This window comes from Pseudomonas sp. zfem004 (genome assembly GCF_032621715.1).
GTDB lineage: Bacteria > Pseudomonadota > Gammaproteobacteria > Pseudomonadales > Pseudomonadaceae > Aquipseudomonas > Aquipseudomonas sichuanensis.
Window position 1 is genome coordinate 233,246 of the sequence record NZ_JAVYJF010000005.1, and the last position, 21,992, is coordinate 255,237.

19 protein-coding genes and 1 tRNA gene are annotated in these 21,992 nt (G+C 64.4%); 9 read left to right on the plus strand and 11 right to left on the minus strand.

Annotation, left to right across the window (positions count from 1 at the left end):
* Positions 1-49 precede the first annotated feature (49 nt).
* Both RTH46_RS07980 and rimI read left to right on the plus strand, forming a co-directional pair.
* Complete coding sequence (locus RTH46_RS07980; RefSeq protein WP_316905370.1) at positions 50-835, plus strand: energy transducer TonB; 786 nt, start codon at positions 50-52, stop codon at positions 833-835.
* Positions 832-1,287, plus strand: coding sequence for a ribosomal protein S18-alanine N-acetyltransferase (gene rimI / locus RTH46_RS07985; RefSeq protein ID WP_125860419.1), 456 nt, complete (start codon positions 832-834; stop codon positions 1,285-1,287). Before RTH46_RS07980 ends, rimI begins: the two co-directional genes overlap by 4 nt.
* A 202-nt stretch (positions 1,288-1,489) precedes the next feature.
* Here the strand turns inward: rimI and RTH46_RS07990 are convergent, their stop codons facing one another.
* Positions 1,490-2,005 carry a hypothetical protein gene (locus RTH46_RS07990; protein ID WP_316905371.1) on the minus strand — a complete coding sequence of 172 codons (516 nt, stop codon included), beginning with the start codon at positions 2,003-2,005 and terminating at the stop codon, positions 1,490-1,492.
* Positions 2,006-2,134: 129 nt separating this feature from the next.
* The gene (locus RTH46_RS07995) at positions 2,135-3,301 is read right to left on the minus strand and encodes a hypothetical protein (protein WP_316905372.1); all 1,167 of its coding nucleotides are present in this window, start codon (positions 3,299-3,301) and stop codon (positions 2,135-2,137) included.
* A gap of 66 nt (positions 3,302-3,367) precedes the next feature.
* On the opposite strand from RTH46_RS07995, the gene RTH46_RS08000 reads away from it, so the two are divergent.
* Complete coding sequence (locus tag RTH46_RS08000; RefSeq protein WP_178125868.1) at positions 3,368-3,952, plus strand: D-Ala-D-Ala carboxypeptidase family metallohydrolase; 585 nt, start codon at positions 3,368-3,370, stop codon at positions 3,950-3,952.
* On the opposite strand, the gene RTH46_RS08005 is transcribed toward RTH46_RS08000, so the two are convergent.
* Positions 3,892-4,797 (minus strand): LysR substrate-binding domain-containing protein, encoded by a 906-nt coding sequence (locus tag RTH46_RS08005; protein ID WP_316905373.1) that lies wholly within the window; start codon positions 4,795-4,797, stop codon positions 3,892-3,894. The two genes, RTH46_RS08000 and RTH46_RS08005, sit on opposite strands and share 61 nt — an antisense overlap.
* Before the next feature lie 219 nt (positions 4,798-5,016).
* Here RTH46_RS08005 and RTH46_RS08010 point away from each other — a divergent pair, with 219 nt between their 5' ends.
* Positions 5,017-5,634 carry a LysE family translocator gene (locus RTH46_RS08010; protein ID WP_316905374.1) on the plus strand — a complete coding sequence of 206 codons (618 nt, stop codon included), beginning with the start codon at positions 5,017-5,019 and terminating at the stop codon, positions 5,632-5,634.
* A gap of 55 nt (positions 5,635-5,689) precedes the next feature.
* Here the strand turns inward: RTH46_RS08010 and RTH46_RS08015 are convergent.
* Both RTH46_RS08015 and RTH46_RS08020 read right to left on the minus strand, forming a co-directional pair.
* Positions 5,690-5,766, minus strand: a tRNA-Met gene (locus RTH46_RS08015).
* Between the two features lie 96 nt (positions 5,767-5,862).
* The gene (locus tag RTH46_RS08020; protein WP_316905375.1) at positions 5,863-6,795 is read right to left on the minus strand and encodes a FecR family protein; all 933 of its coding nucleotides are present in this window, start codon (positions 6,793-6,795) and stop codon (positions 5,863-5,865) included.
* A gap of 197 nt (positions 6,796-6,992) precedes the next feature.
* Between RTH46_RS08020 and RTH46_RS08025 the strand changes: the two genes are divergently transcribed.
* Positions 6,993-8,207: an MFS transporter gene (locus RTH46_RS08025; protein ID WP_153788447.1), complete on the plus strand. Its 1,215-nt coding sequence runs from the start codon at positions 6,993-6,995 to the stop codon at positions 8,205-8,207.
* 419 nt (positions 8,208-8,626) lie between these two features.
* Entirely contained in the window at positions 8,627-9,784 is a 1,158-nt protein-coding gene (locus RTH46_RS08030) for an MFS transporter (protein ID WP_316905376.1), read from the plus strand.
* Positions 9,785-9,863: 79 nt separating this feature from the next.
* Here the strand turns inward: RTH46_RS08030 and RTH46_RS08035 are convergent, their stop codons facing one another.
* From RTH46_RS08035 to RTH46_RS08045, 3 genes are all read right to left on the minus strand, one after another.
* Positions 9,864-12,338 (minus strand): TonB-dependent siderophore receptor, encoded by a 2,475-nt coding sequence (locus tag RTH46_RS08035; protein ID WP_316905377.1) that lies wholly within the window; start codon positions 12,336-12,338, stop codon positions 9,864-9,866.
* 96 nt (positions 12,339-12,434) lie between these two features.
* Positions 12,435-13,391, minus strand: a complete 957-nt coding sequence (locus tag RTH46_RS08040) for a FecR domain-containing protein (protein ID WP_153788450.1) — start codon at positions 13,389-13,391, stop codon at positions 12,435-12,437.
* Entirely contained in the window at positions 13,378-13,893 is a 516-nt protein-coding gene (locus tag RTH46_RS08045) for a sigma-70 family RNA polymerase sigma factor (RefSeq protein ID WP_316905378.1), read from the minus strand. Before RTH46_RS08045 ends, RTH46_RS08040 begins: the two co-directional genes overlap by 14 nt.
* Before the next feature lie 168 nt (positions 13,894-14,061).
* Between RTH46_RS08045 and RTH46_RS08050 the strand changes: the two genes are divergently transcribed.
* From RTH46_RS08050 to RTH46_RS08060, 3 genes are all read left to right on the plus strand, one after another.
* Positions 14,062-14,688 (plus strand): DNA-3-methyladenine glycosylase, encoded by a 627-nt coding sequence (locus tag RTH46_RS08050; protein WP_316905379.1) that lies wholly within the window; start codon positions 14,062-14,064, stop codon positions 14,686-14,688.
* Between the two features lie 155 nt (positions 14,689-14,843).
* Positions 14,844-15,902 carry a bifunctional DNA-binding transcriptional regulator/O6-methylguanine-DNA methyltransferase Ada gene (gene ada / locus RTH46_RS08055; RefSeq protein WP_316905380.1) on the plus strand — a complete coding sequence of 353 codons (1,059 nt, stop codon included), beginning with the start codon at positions 14,844-14,846 and terminating at the stop codon, positions 15,900-15,902.
* A 54-nt stretch (positions 15,903-15,956) separates the two neighbouring features.
* Positions 15,957-18,359 carry a DUF3772 domain-containing protein gene (locus tag RTH46_RS08060; RefSeq protein WP_316905381.1) on the plus strand — a complete coding sequence of 801 codons (2,403 nt, stop codon included), beginning with the start codon at positions 15,957-15,959 and terminating at the stop codon, positions 18,357-18,359.
* Positions 18,360-18,496: 137 nt separating this feature from the next.
* On the opposite strand, the gene RTH46_RS08065 is transcribed toward RTH46_RS08060, so the two are convergent.
* The 3 genes from RTH46_RS08065 to RTH46_RS08075 form a co-directional block, all read right to left on the minus strand.
* Positions 18,497-19,714, minus strand: coding sequence for a DUF3422 domain-containing protein (locus RTH46_RS08065; RefSeq protein ID WP_279848196.1), 1,218 nt, complete (start codon positions 19,712-19,714; stop codon positions 18,497-18,499).
* A 112-nt stretch (positions 19,715-19,826) separates the two neighbouring features.
* Positions 19,827-20,963: a protein adenylyltransferase Fic gene (gene fic, locus RTH46_RS08070; protein WP_316905382.1), complete on the minus strand. Its 1,137-nt coding sequence runs from the start codon at positions 20,961-20,963 to the stop codon at positions 19,827-19,829.
* A gap of 188 nt (positions 20,964-21,151) precedes the next feature.
* Positions 21,152-21,403, minus strand: a complete 252-nt coding sequence (locus tag RTH46_RS08075; protein ID WP_316905383.1) for a hypothetical protein — start codon at positions 21,401-21,403, stop codon at positions 21,152-21,154.
* Positions 21,404-21,992 lie beyond the last annotated feature (589 nt).

Here is a 21,992-nt window from a genome sequence, read left to right on the forward strand (position 1 = left end):
GCCAACAACGTTAGAATGTGCGACGTTTCGAACCCCGGACCCCCGAGCCTTGCTGACCGAACCCCGTCGCCGCGCCTACCTTTCCGCCATGCAAGTGGTGCATTGGCTGCCGCGCGCCGAACTGCCGTTCGCCGCACCTTCGCGGCCGGAACTGCTGTTGCCAGTGGCGCCGGTCGAGGACATCGACTTCGAGGTGCGTCCGTCGGCGCCCGCGCCCCGGGAAGCGCCCGTGGCGCCCCAAGCGCGCGCAGAGCGGCCGAAAATCGAGATTCCGCGCCCTGGCAGCACGCCGAAACCGGTCGCCAAGCCGGTCGAAGCCGAGGTAGAGGCCCCCGCGACGCGTCCCGCCCCGGTGCCACCACCGCGCTTTGCCCTGCAACTGCTGCGCGCCGGCAGCTGCCTGCTGCTGGTGGAGCTGGCCACCGGCCAGCCGTTCCAGAGCCGCGACCCGTCGTACCTGCTGCTCAAGGACATGCTGCGCGCCGCCGGCCTGCCGGACGCCCCGCAGATCATCGGCGAGCCGGTGCGCTGGCCACTGCTGATGCGCGGCAACATGGACCAAGGGCCGGACGCCGCCCGGGACTTCGTCCAGGGCTTCATCGCCGCACGCCTGGAAGAGGCGCCCAGCACCTGCCTGTGGCTGATCGGCCTGCCGGCCATTCGTTTTGCCGGCCAGGCCGACGCCGAGGCCTATTACCAAGAACTCAAGGTCGACCTGCTCGGCGATGCCTGGGCCTTGCCCGGCCTTGAACTGTTGATGGACGAGCCGCAGCGCAAGGCGGACGTCTGGAAAGCCATGCGCCAGCTGATGGCGCGCTGGAAGAGCGTTGAATGAGTGAGTCGATCAGTTTCCGCCCGATGACCGAGGCGGATCTGGATGCCGTGTTGAAGATCGAATACGCAGCCTTCAGCCATCCCTGGACCCGCGGCATCTTCCAGGATGCGCTGAAGTCGTACGAAGTGTGGCTGATGTTCGATGGCCAGCAGCAGATCGGTCATGGCGTGATCAACGTGATCATCGACGAGGCGCACCTGCTCAATATCACCGTCAAGCCGGAGAGCCAGGGCCGTGGCATGGGCCTGCGCCTGCTCGAGCACCTGATGGCGCGGGCCTACCAGCTCAATGGCCGTGAGTGCTTCCTTGAAGTGCGTGCCAGCAACCAGTCGGCCTATCGGCTGTATGAGCGTTACGGCTTCAATGAAATCGGGCGGCGGCGCGATTACTACCCGGTGGCGGGTGGGCGGGAAGATGCGTTGGTGATGGCCTGTACGCTGCTGGAAGACTGACTGGCGTGTAGCCCGTCAGGCGGGTTTGCAAAACGGGCTGACCGCACATAGGATGAACCCCGACTACGAAGACAGCAGAAAATTTGTCGGCGGTGCTGCGTAGGCCTTGGCAGCCAGGGTCATATGAAGGGAATTCGCAGGCGCATGGGTTGTTCCGCTTCAGTGCGGAAGACTTGCCTTCGAGGCCGTCCTTCCTCCGTAGTCATGAAATCTTTCGAATCTTGGCCTCCGTCGCGTGATACGCCGTGACGGGGGTCAAGTACGTTTTACCTCCCTCACTACAGACTTTCACGACGGCCACGGCGTAGTAGCTACCTGTGCCGATCTTCACCTTGCGGCCCGTGTTGAACAGGATGCCTTGGGCATGCTTGGGCTTGTTGAGCCCGACCTGGCTGTAGGCGCTATAGGCGCTGACCAGGATCTGCAGCGTCTCCTGCGCTGTGCATCGATCCTTCGTTCCTCGCGCGTGCAAAGGATGTGCGATGGTTTGCAGATCGATGCGAATACCTCGGCACTGTGGCGTCGGCCAGCTCATTTGTTTGCAGATACGACGAATGCGGTCGAGTTGCTTCTTGGTCAGCAGGTAGGTGAACTCGGCTGCCTGCTGCGCTTGATGCACAGAAGCGCCTGCTTCCTGCAAGGCGACTGCCTGATTCAGCAACCTGCCGAACGCCTCAGCGAGGCTTTCGTCTCCCAATTGGGTGGGCGTTTTGTGCATGACCGACTTCCTGTCGTTTGCAAAAACGAAGAAACCGGCATAGGGCCGGTTTCTTCACCCCAAGAGCCAATGAAGCGAGTCATTGCGGGGCTGTGCGCAGGACGGATTATGTCGTGTGCCAGAGAGGCATCAAAGCGCCGAATCCACCCCATTCGTTTCCAAAGGTTTACGCAAATCCCGCAAGCTGCGCGTCACCGCGCCGGTATTGCACTTGGCCGCTGCCTGCTCCGGCGTCATGTTGCGGATGGTGCGGTAGAACAGCTCGCAGGTCTGCTTCTTCTGGGTCACCTGCCACTTGGTGGAGCAGGCATCCAGGGTGAGCTTGGCGTCGGCCTGCGGGTTGCGGCCCATGCCGGCTTGCCAGCAGGCGGCGGAGAGGTCCTGGCCCATCATCTTCAGGCCGGCGGCGTCGGCCTTGTCCTGGTCGCCGTCGTAGCTTTTCGGGTCGGCGGCGTACCAGATGGCGCTGGGGTGGTTGGCGCCCAGTACGGGCACCTTGGTGCCACCGGCTTCGGGGGTGATGCTGACCAGGCCCAGCACGTTCACTTTCGGCCCGTACTGCTGCTGGATCCAGGCGCGTACCGGCGCGCCAAAGGCGACCATCGGCAGCGCCTGGCCGGCATGGGTGACGGTCATCTGCTTGACCATGTTCACCTGGTAATCGTTGAAGTAGCCGTAGACCCCTTCAAGGGCCTTGCCGGCATCCGACGGCGCGGCGATCGGCGCGATATCGACGATGGTCTGGTAGGCCGGGGTCTGGCTGGCGTCGATGCCGTTGTAGGTCAAAAGGTCCGCCCAGCGGTCGGTGGTGCTGGACTTGAGATAGTCCTGGTAGCGGGTCAGCGAATAGTCCGGCGGGAAGTGCAGCAGCTCGATGCTGCGGCGGTTCTCCAGGGCCATGCCCAGCGGCAGGAACAGATACCAGCTGTAGTCCCAGCCGGCGTTCTGGTTGAGGCGGGTGGCGCCCTGGTAGGCCAGGTCGCCGCTGTCGAGCAGTTTGCGCAATGGCTCGGTGTAGTGGGCGGGCACATCCGTGATGTGGGCATGCAATCTGTCGTTGTCGCGGGTCACTTGCACCTTGGCGTTGGCATAACCATCGCGTTGTACGCTCTGGGAGAGGTAGTGCTCGACAGTCTTTTCCAGGCTCCAGTCGCGGTAGCAGATCACGTGGCAGTTGTTGGGGTAGGCGAACAGTCGGGTGACCCGCTGGGCGTCGCCCAGGTCGATCTGCGCGTCGGCCATGGCCAGCCCGTTGAAGGCGAGGGCGGCCAGGCCCGATAAAGCAATCTTGTGCATGCTTAACTCCTTGTCAGTGGCCGCCAGGACGGAGGCCGCGCCCATGGTGGATGAAGAGGTGGGGCAATGAAAAGCGGCAGAACCTGGCTACTGGCCATCGGCTTGCTCGGTGCGGCGCAGGCGGTGGCCGACGAGCGCGATGTGTGGATGTTCGCCCAGTGGGCGGGGGATCACGAAAACCGCAGGTTCCGGGAAATGCTGGTGGACGCACGGTTGTACGGGGTGGTGCCGATCCATCAGCTACTGCGCTCGGCATCGGACTGGCGCCAGTGCCGCGCCTCGCCGTTCGCGGTGCCGCCGGCCAGCCACTGGCCGGCGGTGCGTTCGACATTGTCATTGATCAAGCTACTGGGCGAGCAGGGCATCCTGCGCCAGTTCGAGGTGGTCTCGGCCTACCGCGATCCGAGCCTCAATGCCTGTGCCGGCGGTGCGCCGAGCAGTGCCCATATGCGCGCCTTCGCCGTCGACCTGCTGCTGCCGGCCTGGGCCGACCCCAATCCGCTGTGCAGCTTCTGGCAACAGCACGGCCAGGCCTGGAGCATGGGGCTGGGTCGTTATCCGTCAGGGCGCATTCATATCGATACCGCCGGCTACCGCACCTGGGGTGGCGATGGCGGTGCCGGTTCGTCGTTCTGTGCCAAGCCCAGATGAACCATGCAGGCCCGGCATTCGCTGCTGACCCACTGGGCGAAGCGTTGGCGCTTGCTGCCATCGTCCAGGGGGTGGGGGCTGAGCAAGTGGTAGCTGGAGCCGTCGCGCAGAAAGCCGAAGGGCGCCTGTAGCTGGCCGCTGTCCAGCTCGTCGCGGACCATCAGCACCGACGCCATGGCTAGCCCCAGTCCCGCACTGGCGGCCTGGATCGAAAGGTAGAAGTGCTCGAACTCACTGCGCTGCTGCTGCGTGATGCCCTGGCCGCTCAGGCGCAGCCAGTCCGGCCAGGCGCTGGGGCGGGTGGCGCTGTGCAACAGGCGCGAACTGTTGCGACCGGGTGCGCCGACCGGGCCGATCCATTCGTCGCAGATCTTCAGGCTATGCAACTGGCGGTCCCAGTGGAAATCGTCACGCCTGAGCGCCAGGTCCACGCCGCTGCGGGCAAAGTCCACTGCGCCGCCAGCGGCCACCAGGTGCAGTTGCAGGTCGGGATGAGCGGCGTGAAAACGCGGCAGGCGCGGGATCAGCCAGCGCATGGCGATGGTCGGCTCGCAGGACACCACCAGGACGTTGTCGTGGGCTGGCTGGTGCAGGCGCTGCACGGCGCCTTCCAGTTGCTCGAAGATCGCCTGGGTGGTGCCGTGCAGTTCGCGCCCGGCGCGGGTGAGGAAGATCGCCCTGTTGCGCCGTTCGAACAGCTCAACGCCGAGGCTTTCCTCAAGCAGGCGCACCTGTCGGCTGACGGCGCCATGGGTGACGTGCAGGTGCTCGGCGGCGCGCACGAAGCTTTCGGTGCGGGCGGCGATGTCGAAGTATCGAAAGGCGGTGAGTGGGGGCAGTTTCATGGGCTGTCCTGTTCCGGCCTATCGCGGGGCAAGCCCGCTCCCACAAATGCTGCACGAGGCACTTTGTGGGAGCGGGCTTGCCCCGCGATGGCGCCGGTCGATGCAATGCAAATAGGTGAGTAAAACTAGCAGATCAGCGTCACTTTAAATCGATTTTTACTCGCTCAAGGCAACGGGATAATCCAGTCTTCCGTGAATTTTCATCGAGGATACCTGTTCGTGAACGAACTCATCGCCATCGCCCTGTTCACCGTGCTGGCCGTCATCAGCCCCGGCGCCGACTTCGCCATGGTCACCCGCTGCAGTTATGCACAGGGCCGCAAGGCCGGCCTGGCCGCAGCCGTGGGCATCGCCCTTGGTGTGCAGGTGCACGTGCTGTACACCGTCTTCGGCATCGCCGTGATCATCAGCCAGAGCCCGACGCTGTTCCTGGGCATGAAGCTGATGGGGGCAGGCTATCTGGTGTACCTGGGCTACAAGTCGTTGACCAACACCACGCGCATCCGCCTCGACGGCACGGGGGCTGGCAATGATTCAGGCACCCTGCAAGCGCTGCGTACAGGCTTTGCGACCAATGCGCTCAACCCCAAGACCATGCTCTTCGTGGTCAGCGCTTATACGCAGGTGGTCCAGCCGGGCAGTTCGCTGGTGCTGGACTTCGCCTATGGTGCGTTCATGTCGTTCGCCCATTGGTTGTGGTTCAGCCTGGTGGCGGTGTTCTTCTCGAGTGCAGGCCTGCGCGCCGCCATGATCGAGCGTCAGCGCATCGTGGATCGGGTCATTGGTGTGGCTCTGATCGGCCTGGGCCTGACCGTTGCGGTGGCGGGGGTGAAGTAGGCTTTTTCGCAGGCAAAGAAAAAGGGCTTATCTTTCGATAAGCCCTTTTAGAAGGTGGTGGCTACACAGGGACTTGAACCCCGGACCCCAGCATTATGAATGCTATGCTCTAACCAACTGAGCTATGTAGCCAACTTGGCGCGCATTATTAGCTCGAATCGCAATCCTGTCAACAACGTTTTTAAAAAAAATTGCCAACCTTTCAAAAACTTAGCCGGGAAGCGCGCTTCAACGGACGATCAGCCCTTGGCCAAGCACGTTGTACAGGTGCAGCTGCTGGTCACTAGCGAGGCGCTCCAGGCTCTGTGCCGGGTGATCGAGGTCGAAATCGCCACTCACGCGTCGATGACCGGCTTCTTCATTCAGTAGCCACACACGTTGCCCCTGATAAGCCGCCAAACGTTCCAGTACCTCGACCAGGGGCCTTTGGTTGACCTGTAAACGGCCACTGCGCCAGGCATCGGCGGTTTTGTTGTCGATCTTTTCCACCGGGTCGATGTGGCTGTCGGTGAAGGTCACCCGCTCCCCGGCACTGACCATGCGCTGGTCGCCACCTTGCAGGACGGCGGCCTTGCCACTCAATACCAGCAGTTCGTCATGGTCGCTGTAGCGGGTAATCTGCAGGCGGGTGCCGAACACCTGGATACGTGCATCGTCCACCTGCACTTCCAGGGCTCGGCCATCGAGCATCACTTCCAGGGATATCTGGCCCTGCACCAGGTGGAGTCGGCGGGTGCGCTCGCGCAAGTCGACGTTGATCGCGCTGGCGCTGTCCAGGTGCAGGGTCGAGCCATCGGCCAGGCGCACGCTGCGCCGTTCGCCGCTGCCGGTGTGCAGTTCGCTGGCCAGCCGCTGCATGTGTGGCCAGAAGAGCCACGCCAGCGCTGCCAGCAGCATCAGGAACATCAACCCCAGATACAACCCGCTGCGGCTGCGGCGGGCCTTGGCGACCCGCGGCCGTGGCCGGGCAGCCGGCACCTGCAATTGTTGCCAGTAAGCTTCGAGCTGGGCATAGGCCCGGGCGTTGAGTGGGTCCTGGCACCAGTGGGCGAAGGCTTGACGCAGGGTGTCGTCGCAGCCGGGCTGGCGCAGGCGCGAGAACCAGTCCAAGGCTTCCTGCTCGGGGTCGGGCTGTGGCTGCAAGGCGGGCATCGGGCTCATGGGAGGGTGCTACTCGCAAGGGCAGGGCGGTTTGGCCCAGCGTTTACGGGAGGTGAGGCCTGAGGATGCTAAATATATTGAGAACCATTTACAAGTACGTTACGTCAGGAAGCGCCTCGATAAAAAATAAAAAGGTAGCTTCGTATCTATTTGTTTCATGATAATCGGATCCCATCCTGCGCACGGACATCCAGCCCATGGCCACCAGCAGCACCCAAACCGCCAGCGCCAGCAGCACGGCCAGCCAGGCCAGCCCGCTGGTGATGCGCATCATCACCTTCTGCGCCCTGGCGCACCTGATCAACGACCTTATTCAGTCGGTGCTACCGGCGATCTACCCGATGCTCAAGGCCAACTACAACCTGAGCTTCGCCCAGATCGGCCTGATCACCCTGACCTTCCAGGTCACCGCTTCGCTGCTGCAGCCCTGGGTGGGCTTCTTCACCGACAAGCGGCCGACGCCGAACCTGCTGCCCCTGGGCACCCTGTGCACCTTGGTGGGTATCGTCATGCTGGCATTTGTCGGCAGCTTCCCGATGATCCTGCTGGCCTCGGCGCTGGTGGGTATCGGCTCGTCGACCTTCCACCCGGAAACCTCACGTATTGCCCGGCTGGCCTCGGGTGGACGTTTCGGCCTGGCGCAATCGACCTTCCAGGTCGGCGGCAACGCCGGTTCCGCGTTCGGCCCGCTGCTGGCGGCGGCCATCGTCATCCCGTTCGGCCAGAGCCACGTGGCCTGGTTCGGCGTTGCCGGGTTGCTGTTCTTCGCCGTCACCCTGATGCTGCGCCGCTGGTACAAGGAGCACCTCAACCAGGCCAAGGCGCGCAAGGTGGTGCAGGCCACCCACGGTATCTCGCGCCAGCGGGTGATGATGGCGCTGCTGGTGCTGGGCCTGCTGGTGTTCTCCAAGTACTTCTACATGGCCAGCTTCACCAGCTACTTCACCTTCTACCTGATCGAGAAGTTCCAGCTTTCGGTGGCCAGCTCCCAGCTGCACCTGTTCCTGTTCCTTGGCGCGGTGGCCGCCGGCACCTTCTTCGGCGGGCCGATCGGCGACCGCATCGGGCGCAAGGCGGTGATCTGGTTCTCGATCCTGGGCGTGGCGCCGTTCACCCTGGCGCTGCCCTATGCCGACCTGTTCTGGACCACCGTGCTCAGCGTGGTGATCGGCTTCATCCTCGCTTCGGCGTTCTCGGCCATCGTGGTGTATGCCCAGGAACTGGTGCCGGGCAATGTGGGGATGATCGCCGGGATCTTCTTCGGCTTGATGTTCGGCTTCGGCGGCATCGGCGCGGCGCTGCTGGGGTATGTGGCTGACTTGCGTGGCATCGAGTATGTGTACGGGGTGTGCTCGTACTTGCCGTTGTTCGGGTTGTTGGCGGTGTTCCTGCCGTCTACCGGCAAGCGCTGAGTGCCATCGCGGGGCAAGTCGCATCGGCGCACCGCCGCTCCCACGACGATCGACTCCCGGCGTGGGAGCGGGCTTGCCCCGCGATTGACGGAACGTCTACCTCTGGCCTAGAGTGCCGCCTCCTTTCATATCCCTGCGTAGTTGACGTGATGCGCCGTACCGATGTCTCCAGCTCCCCCCGCCAGCCTGTCGCCCCGACAGCGCGCCGCGCGTGGCCGAGCGACACGGTGCTCAAGCGTCGGCGCAGCGTGCTGTTTGCCTTCACCTTCTCGCCACACCTTGCCCTGAACTGATTCACGCCCCTGCGTTGCGCGCCTTACCCAGCGTGACGGCGGGCGTTTGCGTTCGATCATTTTTCAGTGGATTCAACTGCCGGCCAGGGCCAGAGCCCCTGCGCGCCGGCGGGCAAGGAGTGGTACATGAACATGCGTTTGTTGGCGGGCCTGTTGTTCGCCGTGTCGGTGGTGGGTTTCAGCCTTGGGGCGAGCCTGCCGCTGGTGTCGTTGCGCCTGCACGAGGCCGGGGCGGGAACCCTGGAGATCGGCATCATTTCGGCGATTCCCGCGGCGGGCATGATGCTCTCGGCGTTCATGGTCGATGCCTGCTGCAAGCACCTGACCCGGCGCACCATCTACCTGCTCAGCTTCAGCCTGTGCACCCTGAGCATCGCCCTGCTGGAATGGGCCTTCGACTCGATGCTGTGGCTGGCGCTGCTGCGCCTGGGCCTGGGCATCGGCATGGGTATCGCGATCATCCTCGGTGAGTCGTGGGTCAACGAGCTGTGCCCGGACCACAATCGCGGCAAGATCATGGCCCTGTACGCTACCAGCTTCACCGGCTTCCAGGTGCTGGGGCCGGCACTGCTGGCGCTGCTCGGCGCCGACAGCCCATGGCTCACCTACATCGTCACCGCCTGCTATGGCCTGGCGCTGCTGTGCATCTTGTTCACCGTGCCCAACGACCATGTCGAACACGAGGAAGGCGAGAAGAGCTTCGGCCTCGCCGGCTTCTTCCGCGTCGCCCCGGCGCTGTGCGTGGCGGTGCTGTTCTTCTCGTTCTTTGATGCCGTGGTGCTGTCGTTGCTGCCGGTGTATGCCACCAGCCATGGTTTTGCCGTGGGCGTGGCGGCACTGATGGTGACCGTGGTGTTCGCCGGCGACATGGTTTTCCAGTTGCCGCTGGGCTGGCTGGCCGACCGGGTCGAGCGTACCGGCCTGCACCTGGTGTGCGGGGTGGTGGCGATGAGTATCGGCATCGGCCTGCCATGGCTGCTGCAGATGACCTGGCTGCTGTGGCCGCTGCTGGTGGTACTGGGCGCCGTGGCGGGGGGCATCTATACCTTGGCGCTGGTGCTGATCGGGCAGCGCTTCAAGGGCCAGGACCTGGTCACGGCCAATGCCAGTGTCGGCTTGCTGTGGGGCGTGGGTAGCCTGGTCGGGCCGCTGGTCAGTGGCGCGGCGATGGATGTGGCGCCCCATGGGTTACCGATGGCGCTGGCGCTGATGGCCGGGTTGTTCGTGTGCTTCGCGCGCCAGGCGTACCGGCGGGTGGGGCGGCTGGAGACAGTGGCGGACTGATCCCCCGGCCATCGCGGGGCAAGCCCGCTCCCACGGGCACAGTAAAGCGTGGGAGCGGGCTTGCCCCGCGATGGTCAGGTCAGAACGTCCCGCGCAAGGTCACCGACACATTGCGCGGATCACCCCAGTAATACCCGGTCGGCGTCGGTGCCACCTGGCGGTAGTACTTCTTGTCGAACAGGTTATTGGCGTTCAACTGCAGCGAATAGTTGTCGTTGAAGCGGTAGTTGACCATCGCGTTGTACACCGCATAGCCCGACTGCGTGGCCTCGGCGGTGCCGCTGCGGTTGTAGATGTCGCTTTGCGCCTGCACCCCGCCACCCACGGTCCAGGCCTGCAACTCGCCCGGCAGGCGGTAGCTGGTGAACAGGCGCAACAGGCGCTTGGGGTCGGTGGTGCGGATCGGGTTGCCGTTGTTGCCCGTGGTGTCCTTCAGGTATTCGGTGGTGTTGTAGGTGTAGCCACCGCTGAGGTTCCAGCCTGGCAGCACTTCGCCGGAGATCTCCAGCTCGAAGCCCTGGCTGCGGTTCTTGCCCGCGGCCACCTTGCAGTAGCCGCTGGTGTAGTTGGGCAGGCACGGGTTGGGGCCGCTGATGTCGTCCAGCGCGTTGCCCACCTGATAGATGCGGAAGAACGCCAGCGAGGTGTTCAGGCGCCCGTCGTAGAACTCGCCCTTGATCCCGGTCTCGTAGGCTTCGCCGGTCACCGGTTCAAGCACCGAGCCTGCGGCGTCGGTGTTGGTCTGCGGGTTGAAGATCTCGGTGTAGCTGGCGTAGGTGCTGAAGTTGTCGTTCAGGTCGTAGATCAGCGCGGCGTACGGCACGATCTCGTTGTCGACGCTGAATTTGCCATTGGCCTTGGTGTTGTTTTCCTGCTCGTAGTCATACCAGTTGGCGCGCGCGCCGATGATCGCGGTGAGCGGATCGGCCAGGGAGATGCGCCAGGTGGCGTAGGCCCCTTCCTGGGTGGTGCGGGTGCGCACCGGGTGGGCGGTGATGTTGATGTTCGGGTTGGCCAGGCTGGTCTTCGGGTCCCAGGTGCGGATGTCGAACACGCCCGACTGCACATTGTTGGTGGCCGAGGCATAGGAGTCGTTGCGGATGCGCTCCACGCCGAGCATCAGCTCGTGGCTGCGGCCGAGCAGGTCGAACGGGCCGTTGAGCGTGGCGCTGAGGTTGTTCTGCAGGCTCTCGCCGCCATCACCCTCGGTAACCTGATAGTTCATCAGGTAGGGGTTGCGGCCGGGGTTGGCGGCGCCGGTGGCGCGGGTGAAGTAGGTCTGCTTGAAGCCGTTGTCGTCCAGTTCGAAGTGGGTGCGCTGGGCCATCAGCTTGAGGGACCAGTCGTTGTCGAAGCGGTGCTCGAGCTCGGCGAACGTCTGCAGGTTGCTGCGGTTCCAACGGTTCCAGTCGGCGCCCAGGTAGGTGCTGCGACCGAACGGCAATGGCGAGCCGTCGTAGTCGGCGGGCAGGTTGCCCCAGGCGCCCGTGGCGTCGAGCTGGGTCCATTCCAGGCCGGTGGTCAGGGTGGTGCTGTCATTGAGGTCGAACGCCATCACCCCGTACAGCACGTCCTTGCGCTCCTGGCGCGACTGCTGGAAGTGGTCCTTCTCGTCATGCACCGCGATCACCCGGCCACGCACGTTGCCGGCCTCGGTCAGCGGTCCGGAGATATCGGCGACGTAGCGCTGGGCATCCCAGGTGCCGAGGGTGACGCTGCCTTCGCCCTGGAATTCGTAGGTGGGGCGCTTGCGCACCAGGTTGACGGTGCCCGACGGGTTGCCGGCGCCACGCAGCATGCCGGTGGCGCCCCGCAGGATCTCGGCGCGGTCGATGATCGCCGAGTCGCTCTGGATGAACGAACCACCGCCGCTGCTCTGCACCACGGTGGCGCCGTCGTACTGGATGGCGTCGATTGCGTATCCGCGGGCGAAGTACTGCACCCGCTCGCTGTCGGTGAGGTTGACCACCACGCCCGGCGTCTGCTCCAGCAGGTTGGTGAGGTTGGTGATGTTCTGGTCGTCGATACGCTGGCGGGTGACCACGGTGACCGACTGCGGGGTGTGGCGGATGCTCTGTGGGGCCTTGCCGATGGTCACCGCGCCGGTGGTGTAGGAGCCGCTGTGCTCGGTGGTTTCACCCAGGCGGTTGCTGGAGATGCTGGTGGCGCCCAACTGCAAGGCATCACCGGCGTCCAGTGCGGGGATCAGCAGGAAGCTCTGCTCGCTTTGCTGCTGCACCTGTACGTCACTGCCATGCAGCAGGATCTGCAGGGCCTGGGCATTGTCATAGTGGCCGCGCACGCCGTTGGTGGTCCTGCCCTTCAGGCTGTCGGCGTCGAACGACAGGTTCAGCCCGCCCTGGCGCGCCATCTGGTCCAGCGCGACGGCCAGCGGGCCGGCCGGGATGTTCCAGTCGCGTTGTTGGCTCTGGCTTGCCGGCGCGGCGCTGGCCTGTGCCGGCAGCAGGCCGACGGTGGCCAGGCCAAGGCCGAAGGCGGCGCCGCGTATGGCGTTGCGCAGGGTGTCGTTGCGGGGGGCACACGGGCGAATCATGAAGCGCTCCTGAAGGTTGTGAAGACCACTTTGCGGGCTTTGTTCCTTCAGGCCGGACGAGAATGAGATTTCACCTCATTTATTTTCACGATTTTTTCACGCGGCATCGATGCTCACCCAGTAACGCGTGCGGTAGTCGATGCGCACCGGCAGGTTGCGCGCGATCAGCAGCAGGATCTGGTCGGTATCGGCCAACTGGTAGGTACCGGACACCTTCAACCCGGCCACCGCCGGCGCGCAGCGCAGCAGGCCCGGGCGGTAGCGCGACAGTTCGTCGACGAACTCGCCCAGTGGCATCTGCTGCACGCTGAGCACGCCATCGGTCCAGCCCCACGGGTCAGCGTGCAGCGTGGCCGGCTGATAGCTGCCCGCCGCCAGCACCTGCACCACCTCGCCGGGCTTGACCTGATGGGCTGCGGCAGAGGCGGGGAACAGCGTCACCTCGCCCCGCCTTACGGCCAGCAGCAGGCCCTGGGCGTTCTCGCGCAGCAGCAGTTGGCCGCCCTGGGTGGCCAGGGTGGCGATGGGGGTGGCGATGCGGAACGGGCGATTGTCGCTGCCATTGCTGTCCAGGCTGACCTCGCCACGTACCAGGGTCAGCTGGCGCAGCTCGGCGCTGTAGCGCAGGTCGATGGCGCTGGCGGTGTTGAGGCGGATGCGGCTGCCGTCACTGCCCTGCAGCTCGCGGCGCTCACCTGTGGCGGTGCGGCTGTCGGCCAGCAGTGCCGGTATCCCCAACGGCTCGCGCGCCGCCCAGCCAAGCGTGCCACCCAGCGCCAGGACCGACAGCAGCTTGAGGTGGTCACGACGGTTCATGCGTTGACGCTCGCTGCCCTCCAGGGTGCGACGGCTCAACTCCCCCGGCAGGCTGGCCAGTTCGTCACTCAGTTCGCTGACCCGTTGCCAGGCCTCGGCATGTTGCGGGTGGCTGGCCAGCCACAGCTGGAACTGTTGCTTGGTTCGCTGGCCGGGGCTGTCGTAGCGCAGCTTCACCAGCCAGTCGATGGCCTGGTCGACCTGGGCCTGGGTGGGTTGCTGGTCAGAGGTCGGCATAGCGCAACCGATAGCAGACGCCCAAGGCCTTGGCCAGGTCGCGCTCGACCGTGGCCCGTGACACGTCCAGGCGCAAGGCGATCTGGGCCAGGGGCAGGCCGTCGAGCTGGGCCATGAGGAAGGCCTGGCGCGCGCGGGGTTTGAGGCTCTGCAGGGCGCTGTCGAGGCGTTCGAGGGTGTCGAGGATGACCAGGCGCTGTTCTTCGCTGGGCGCCTGCAGCTCCGGCAGGTTGGCCAGGCTTTCGAGGTAGGCCTTTTCCAGGGCGCGGCGGCGGAACTGGTCGATCATCAGGCCACGGGCAATGCTGCTCAGGTAGGCACGCGGCGCTTTCAGCGGTGAAACCTGGCGTGCCTTGAGCAGGCGCACGAAGGTGTCCTGGGCGAGGTCGGCGGCGTTGTCCCGGCAGCCGGTGCGGGCGCTGAGCCAGCCGCGCAACCAGCTGTGGTGGGTGCGATAGAGCAGATCGACTTCGGCCGGTTGCAGCGTGTCAGGGATCTGCATCGTGTGAAGAGCCTTGCCCGGTTAATGTGATTGTGAATTGTTCTCAATTCTATGCGGGGCAGCGAGGCCAGATCAATGGTATGCCAAGGATTCAATGCGCAAGATTGAGCGTTTCGCCGATGAACGGTTGCGCTAGGCTGAAGTCTTTCAGCCTGTTCGAGCCCCTTGATGATCCTTGCAGACCTTACGCCCCGTGCCTTCACGGCCGCCGCCGAGTTTCTGGCCGGGCAGGACCCGGACTGGGCGCGGCATATTGCCGCAACCGGCCCTTGCCTGCATGCCGCCACCCCGGGGCGTGAACCCTATGAAGCGCTGGTGCGGGCCATTGCCTACCAGCAGCTGCATGCGCGCGCGGCGGAGGCGATTCTTGGGCGATTGCTGGCGCTGTTTCCCGGGCAGCGCTTTCCAGCGCCCGAGCAATTGCTACGGGTCACGCCGGAGGCGATGCGCGCCTGTGGGTTTTCCGTCAGCAAGACCGCGACCCTGCTGGGCATTGCCCAGGCCAGCCTGGACGGCATCGTGCCCAGCCGCGACGAAGCGCTGACCCTGGCCGATGATGCACTGATCGAGCGCCTGGTGACGCTGCGCGGCGTGGGGCGCTGGACGGTGGAGATGCTGCTGATCTACAGCCTGGAACGTTCGGATATCCTGCCGGTGGATGACTTTGGCGTACGCGAGGGGTATCGGCGGATGAAGGGCTTGGAGAAGGCGCCGACGCCTGCGCGGATGCGGGCGCTGGGGGAAGCGTGGAGCCCGTACCGGACGGTGGCGGCATGGTATCTGTGGCGCGCATGACTCATCGCGGGGCAAGCCCGCTCCCACGCCAGATCTCGATCCACGTGGGAGCGGGCTTGCCCCGCGATGGGGCCGGTGTAATCACCGCAAGAATCGGAGTTCGGCGCTCTGCCTGTCCAGGCAAGGTAACTGCAGCGAATCAAAGGAGCGACGCCATGACCCTCGTCCCCACCTACACCACCGACGCCGAGCGCTGGCACGCCGTGCAAACCCGCGACAGTGCCGCCACCGGCCACTTCGTCTACGCCGTGCGCACCACCGGCGTGTACTGCCAGCCGGCCTGCTCGTCGCGCCTGGCCAAACGCGAGAACGTCGAGTTCTTCAATGACGCCCAGCAAGCCGAGGCGGCCGGTTTCCGTGCCTGCAAACGATGTGCGGGGGGCACCCACGCGGTACGCCGCAGCGAAGTGGTGGCCCGCGCCTGCCGCCTGATCGAAGCCAGCGACACGGCACCCAACCTCGACCAACTGGGCGCCGAGCTGAACCTCAGTCCCTTCCACCTGCACCGCCTGTTCAAGGCCGAAACCGGCCTTACCCCCAAGGCCTATGCCTCGGCCTTCCGCGCCCGGCGCCTGCGCGAGGGGCTGGAGGCTGCCGGCAGTGTCACAGAGGCCATCTATGACGCCGGCTACAACTCCAACAGCCGCTTCTATGAAAGTGCCGCCCAGCGCTTAGGGATGCACCCCCGTGAGTACCGGGCCGGCGGGCAGGGCGCGACCATCCGCTTTGCGCTCGCCCAGTGTTCGCTGGGGGCGATCCTTGTGGCGCAGAGTGAGCGCGGTATCTGCGCGATCCTGTTGGGCGATGAACCCGAGCCGCTGCTCCAGGACCTGCAGGACAAATTCCCCAAAGCCCAGCTGATCGGTGGGGATGACGCCTTCGAGCGCCTGGTCGCCGAGGTGATCGGTTTTGTCGAAGCGCCGGCGCTGGGCCTGGCGCTGCCATTGGATGTGCAGGGTACGGCGTTCCAGGAGCGGGTCTGGCAGGCCTTGCGCGAAGTGCCGGCGGGCAGCCGGGTCAGCTACACCGACATCGCCGAACGCATCGGCGCGCCCAAGGCCGTGCGCGCCGTGGCCCAGGCCTGCGCGGCCAACACGATTGCGGTGGCCATCCCCTGCCACCGCGTAGTGCGCCGCGATGGCGATCTCAGCGGTTACCGTTGGGGGGTGGAGCGCAAACGCCAGTTGCTGGCCCGAGAAACGGCACCCTCCTGAGCGGCCGGACCGCGTAGAATTCAGGCCCTGTCGAGTTGTATAGAGGAACATTCGATGAGGCGTGTCAGCCTTGACCGATTCTATGTGGGGATTTTGGCCCTGCTACTGTGGGTGGCCGTACCCGCCTGGGCTGCCCCAGTCACCCCGGTATCGCGGCTGGCCGTGGCCGAGCAGCAGGTGCTGGACGAGAACGCTAGCCTGGAAGAGTTGAGCGAACGGCTCGACCAGATCCGCCAGGGCGTCACCAGCAACGCCAACGACGACCTGCTCGCGCAGTTGCGCCAGTCGGCCCTGCAGGTGCAGCGCCAGGCTGATGTGCTGGTCACCGCGCGTGCCGCCGATGTGCAGCGCCTGGACGACCAGCTCAACGTGCTCGGCCCGCCGATGCCGGAAGAGGCCCAGAGCCTGAGCCGCCAGCGCAAGCAACTGACCGATCAGAAGAACGCGGTGCTTGCCGAGCAGAAGGACACCACCGCGCTGGCCCAGTCAGCCCGCGACCTGTCCACGCAGATCGTCAACCTGCGCCGCAGCCTGTTCAATTCGCAGATCACCAGCCGCGCCGCCAGCCCGCTGAGCCCGGCGTTCTGGTCGAGCCTGATCCGCCCCACCGATGACGATGTGGCCCGCCTGCGCGACCTGCGCGCAGAGGCCGCCGACGCCATGGCCAGCGCGTTCAGCGCCGAACACCGCTGGTTGTTCATCAGCGCCCTGGTGGCCGCCGTACTGGTTTGGACCCTGGTGCGCCGGGTGCTCGAGCGCTTGCTGGCCAACGCCATGGTGCGCTGGCTGCCCGTAGGCCGGCTGCGCCGCAGTGCCTTGGCCGTGAGCGTCAGCCTGGCAACCCTGGGCACCATCTCCGGCTCGGTGTCGTTGCTGCGCTGGGGCCTGGAAAGCAGCGCCGAGCTGGGCACCGACCTGGCCAGCCTGACCAATCATGTCCTCGCCCTGGTGGTGTTCAGCGCCTTCATCTCGGGCCTGGGCCGCGCCATGCTGATGCTGCAGCGCCCGTCGTGGCGCCTGCCGCCGATTGCCGATGAAGTGGCCAGCGCCCTGGGCTGGTTCCCCAAGGTACTGGCGCTGGCGCTGATGGTGATGCTCACCCAGGAACGCATCAACAGCGTGATCGGCACCAGCCTGGCGCTGACCCTGGCCACCAACGGCCTGACCGCGCTGGTGGTGTCGCTGCTGTTCGTGGCTGCGCTGGTGTGCTACCGCCGCGCCCGTCGCCAGCATGGCCTGGAACGCCCCAAAGGCCTGACCGGGCTGATCCCGTTCGTGATCGTGGTGTGGGTGGTGGCGATCCTGCTGACGCTGGTGACCGGCTACCTGACGCTGGCCTACTTCCTCACGGCCAAGCTGCTGTGGATCAGCGTGGTCACCGTGTGTGCCTACCTGCTGGTCACTGTATTCGGCGATCTCTGCGAAACCTTGCTTTCGCCACGCCAACCCGGTGGCCTGGCACTGGCTTCGGCGTTGGGCCTGCAACAGCGCCACCAGGCGCAGGCCAGCACCATCCTGGCCGGTATCGGCCGCACTGTGCTGCTGTTCGCCGCCGCCTTGCTGGTATTCATGCCTTCGGGTACCAGCCCGGGTGAGCTGCTGCTGAGCCTGGCCGACTGGGACGGCACCGGCGGCAAGGTGCTCGGCAATCTGAACATCGTGCCTCAGGACATCCTGATGGCCGTGGCCATCTTCATCGGTGGCTGGTTCGCCATTCGTGTGGTCAAGCGCTGGCTCAGCGATCGCCTGCTGCCCGAAACCGACATGGACGCCGGCATGCGTGCCTCCCTGGTGACCCTGGTGGGTTACCTGGGCTTCCTGTTCCTGGCCATGCTGGTGATGTCCACCCTGCACATCAACCTGACCAGCCTGACCTGGGTGGTCAGTGCGCTGTCGGTCGGTATCGGTTTCGGCCTGCAGCAGATCGTGCAGAACTTCATCTCCGGCCTGATCCTGCTGACCGAGCGTCCGGTGAAAGTGGGCGACTGGGTCAGCCTGGCCGGTGTGGAGGGTGATATCCGCCGCATCAACGTGCGCGCCACCGAGATCCAGATGTCCGACCGCTCGACGGTGATCGTGCCCAACTCGCAGTTCATTTCGCAGAACGTGCGCAACGTGACCATGGCCAATGCCCTCGGGGTGGTCGGCATCACCCTTACACTGCCGCTGGAGACCGATCCGGCCAAGGTGCGCGAAGTGTTGCTGGCGGCCTACCACGAGCATGAGTCGATCCTCGATGCGCCGGCCTGTTCGGTGACGTTCAAGGACCTGACCAGCAGTGGCATGGTGATTGGCGTAAGCGGCTACGTGGCTTCGCCGCGGCAGGTGTCGAGCACCCGCAGCGACTTGTTGTTCACCATCCTCGGGCGCCTGCGCGATGAGGGCATTGCCCTGTCCTCGCAGCAGACCATGGTGCTGGTGCAGGAGAATGGCCGCCCGGCCGACGAGCCGGCGTGATGCTGTACAAGCAACTGCCTTGTGTTGCTTGTGCTGGCCTCATCGCTGGCAAGCCAGCTCCCACAAGATTGAACTAAGCGCGGTCGAGGTGGGAGCCGGCTTGCCGGCGAAAGGGGCGCAAGGCGCCCCCTGGCCTTTCAGTGCTGCTTGGCGCGCCTGATGCGCAGCAGAATCACCAGCAATACCAGCAGCACCGGCGGCGCCATCCCCAGCAAGGCTTCGCGCGCCGCCAGCCCCGCGCCCAGTACGTTCAGCCCGCCATACAGCAGCTTGAACAGGTTCAGCAGGTAGTACGTGATCGCAATGATCGACAAGCCTTCCACCGCCCGCTGGATCTTCACCTGGGCATCGGCCCGGGCATTGAGGCTTTGCAGGATCCCGGCATTCTGTTCTTCCATCTCCACCTGCACCCGCGCCTGCAACAGGTCGCCGAGGTTGGCCACGTTCTTTGCCAGTTGCTCCAGGCGCTGCTCGGTGGCTGCGCAGTAGCGCACGGTAGGCTTGAAGCGCCGCTCGATGAACACCCCCAGGCGCTGGCAATCGCCCACATGGCTTTCACGCAGTTCGCCCAGGCGCTCGAACACCAGTTGCGCATAGGCCTGGGTGGCGCCGAAGCGGTGGCGGGTCTTCACCGTGCGGCTGACCACCTGGCGCGACAGCAGGGCGATGGCTTCGAGCAACGCCTTGGAGTCATGCCCGGCGGCGCTGGCGCCGCGTTCGGACAGGCTCACCAGGGTCTTGTCGAAGGCGTCCAGCTCATGGCTCAGGGCCTTGGCCGTGTCCAGGGTCAGCGAGGCCATCATGCGGTAGGTCTCGATCTCCAGCAGGCGGCGGATCATGCGGCCCTGGCGGTAGGCGTTGAGGCGGCGGTTGATGAACAGGAAGCGGTTGGTGCCGTCGGCGGTCAGGCGGAAGTCGCTCCACACCGCGGCATCCCCACCGCCGACGCAGGAACCGCAAGGGTCCTTGAAGCCGTAGCGGGTGAGGTCCAGGCCCTGTTCATCGCGCACCAGCACCTGCACCGCGTTGATCACCTGCGCGGCCTGCGGGGCGATGGCCTTGGCCAGCACTTCTGGCAGCACCTGCCAGTCGCTGTCGCTGCTGGCGCAGGGCACGACCAGGGTCAGGGTGAAGAACTCGGTGTGCCGTTCCCATTTGAACGGGTGGCCGTCGAGCTGGGTGATGCCCTGGGCTGCGTACGGGTCGGGCGCCTCGGGGCAGCAGCGCTGCAGCAGTGACTGGCAGGCCGCGTCACCGCCGAGCAGGGCGAGGTGGAAGACATGGGCCGGGCCGTCGAAATACAGCGACGGGCGGGCGTGCAGTTCGTTGTGCAAGGTGGTGCGTTGAGGGTGCATGGAAGGCTGGCCTGGTGTTGTGGTTATGGGGCTACCAGGAAGTGGGACTTTGCGGGGAGGGGGGAAAGTCACGGGGGGCGCGTTGGTTTCGTCGCGATGACCGGACTGGGCGCTATATCGAGTCAACCTGACCGTATGGAATGAGTTCGTTGCTGTCTCGGATCAACAGCTGCATCAACTTGGGATGAATGAACAGTTTTTCCCGGCCAACCTGGATTTCCCGCAGCACACCGATGCCGACAAGTTCTTGAAGGTGGCGAGAGGCGGCCTGACGCTGAGCAATCTGCTTCTCTACGATATTGCCGATTCGACAGTAAGGTTGCTCGAAGATCACATCCACCAATTCGCGTGAGTAGAGCTTGGGCAGCTGTTCACGGACAAATCGAGCGGTGTGCTCAGAAAGCATGCGAATGGCATTGATCTTGGCGCAGGTCCATCGGGCGGTTTGCTCGATGGCATTGAGCATGAACACGATCCAAGGTTCCCACGCCTGGTTCTGTGTGACCTCAAGCAGAAGACGATAATAGTTACCGCGGTTGGCAATGATGAAGCGGCTGAGATAAAGAATAGGGAGATTGAGCAACCCTTGTTCAATCAGGAAGAGAATATTGAGCACTCGTCCGGTGCGGCCATTCCCGTCCGAGAACGGGTGAATGGCTTCGAACTGGTAGTGTGCGACTGCCAGGCGTACCAAGGGGTCAAGGTCTGTTTCGTTATGCAGAAAGCGCTCCCAGTTGGAGAGCAGCTCTCGCAGGTGAGACTCCCCTTCAGGTGGCGTGTAGATGATTTCTCCGGTGCGATCATTGGCAAGCTGAACGCCGGGCACCTTACGGATATCCATGTCGATGCCTTTGAGCGTGCGGCATATTTCCACCGCCGTATTGGTCGAGAGCGGACGCTCGCTGAGCGACTGGAAGCCCCGATACAAGGCGGTCCGATATCGTAGTGCTTCCTTGGTGGCTGCATCCGCATGGCCGTCATTGGACTGGGCGTGCTGAAAAAGCAGATCGGTGGTTGTGACAATACTTTCGATCTCGGAACTGTCTTTGGCCTCCAGAAGCGGAATCGTATTGATCAGCATCGTTTGGTTGGGGATCAGTTCTGCTGCTTGCTTCAACTCCCCCAAGGCCGTGCGTGCCTCAATGCAGTGCTTGAGCACTGTCCGGGTTTCAAGCTCGATAGCCGGTGGCAGAACAGGTATCTGGTTGAAAGGTTTTGTAGCCTGCCACCCTTGATTGAACGTGTTCATGAGTAAACGCCTGTCGGCAGAAAACATGTCGTCATTTTTGCTTTTCTGCGACACGTATTGTCAACATGTCGCTGGCAACGACATGTGTACGAAATATGTTTCTAGCGGCGGGTGTCGCGCAAGCCAAACTTGAGGTGGCGCCAAAGGGCTGCACAGCAGCCCCCACCATTCAATTGCCAACTTCCAATTCAGCAGGTGCGCTTCATCGCATGCTCCGCCAGCGCCCGCCCCATCTGCACGTTGTGCGCCGCATTCACCAGCATCCCCAGCCCGGGTTCCCCGGCCAGGGCGCAGCAGTACTCGTCGAGGGTGTCTTCGACGCCGCGCATGAGCTGGATGGCGTGAAGCAGCGCTTCGGCTCGGGGCATCTCGTCGTTGATGGTGAAGAAGGGGCGGGCGAGCGGTTTGGCGGGTGGTGGATCAGGAACGATCTTTTTCATGGTATGCACTCATTTCGGTTGAAAAGGTGCCGCCTCCAGACCCCTCTCACAGGATGAGGGTGGCAGCCGTACGCGGGGTGAGAGACCGGTCGAAATGAGCAAATGCCGGCCAGGCCTGGGCCTGCCCGCGCACAGCCGCCATGGCAGTGCTGCGTGCTGCATTTCGACGATGGCAGGCTCTCACACCCGGTCGCCATAACGACGACCCGGGGAAGTTAGTCCTGCTGATGGTCCTCGACAATTCAGACGCGTCCGCAGCGGGCGTAGGGTAATTCCCAAGCCGAGGGGCTTTGAAGCACTTTGTTTCAGGTTCGGAAATGTCTTACGGCTGGAGAGGGGGATTGGGTCGTGGGAGCGGCGGTGCGCCGATGCGACTTGCCCCGCGATTGGGTTCTGCATGCGATCGCATGAAGGCGGCGAGGTGTTCGCCTAGAGCCTTGTAGCGCCTATCAGATCGAGCGCCGCCCGCGCGGCGCATCGCTGGCAAGCCAGCTCCCACATCTATGGTTACCCCCATTTCTGCAATACTGTAGCGAGATGTGCGTGAGTTTGGTTTGCGTCAATCTATACGGCGTCGTGTGGGAGGTCA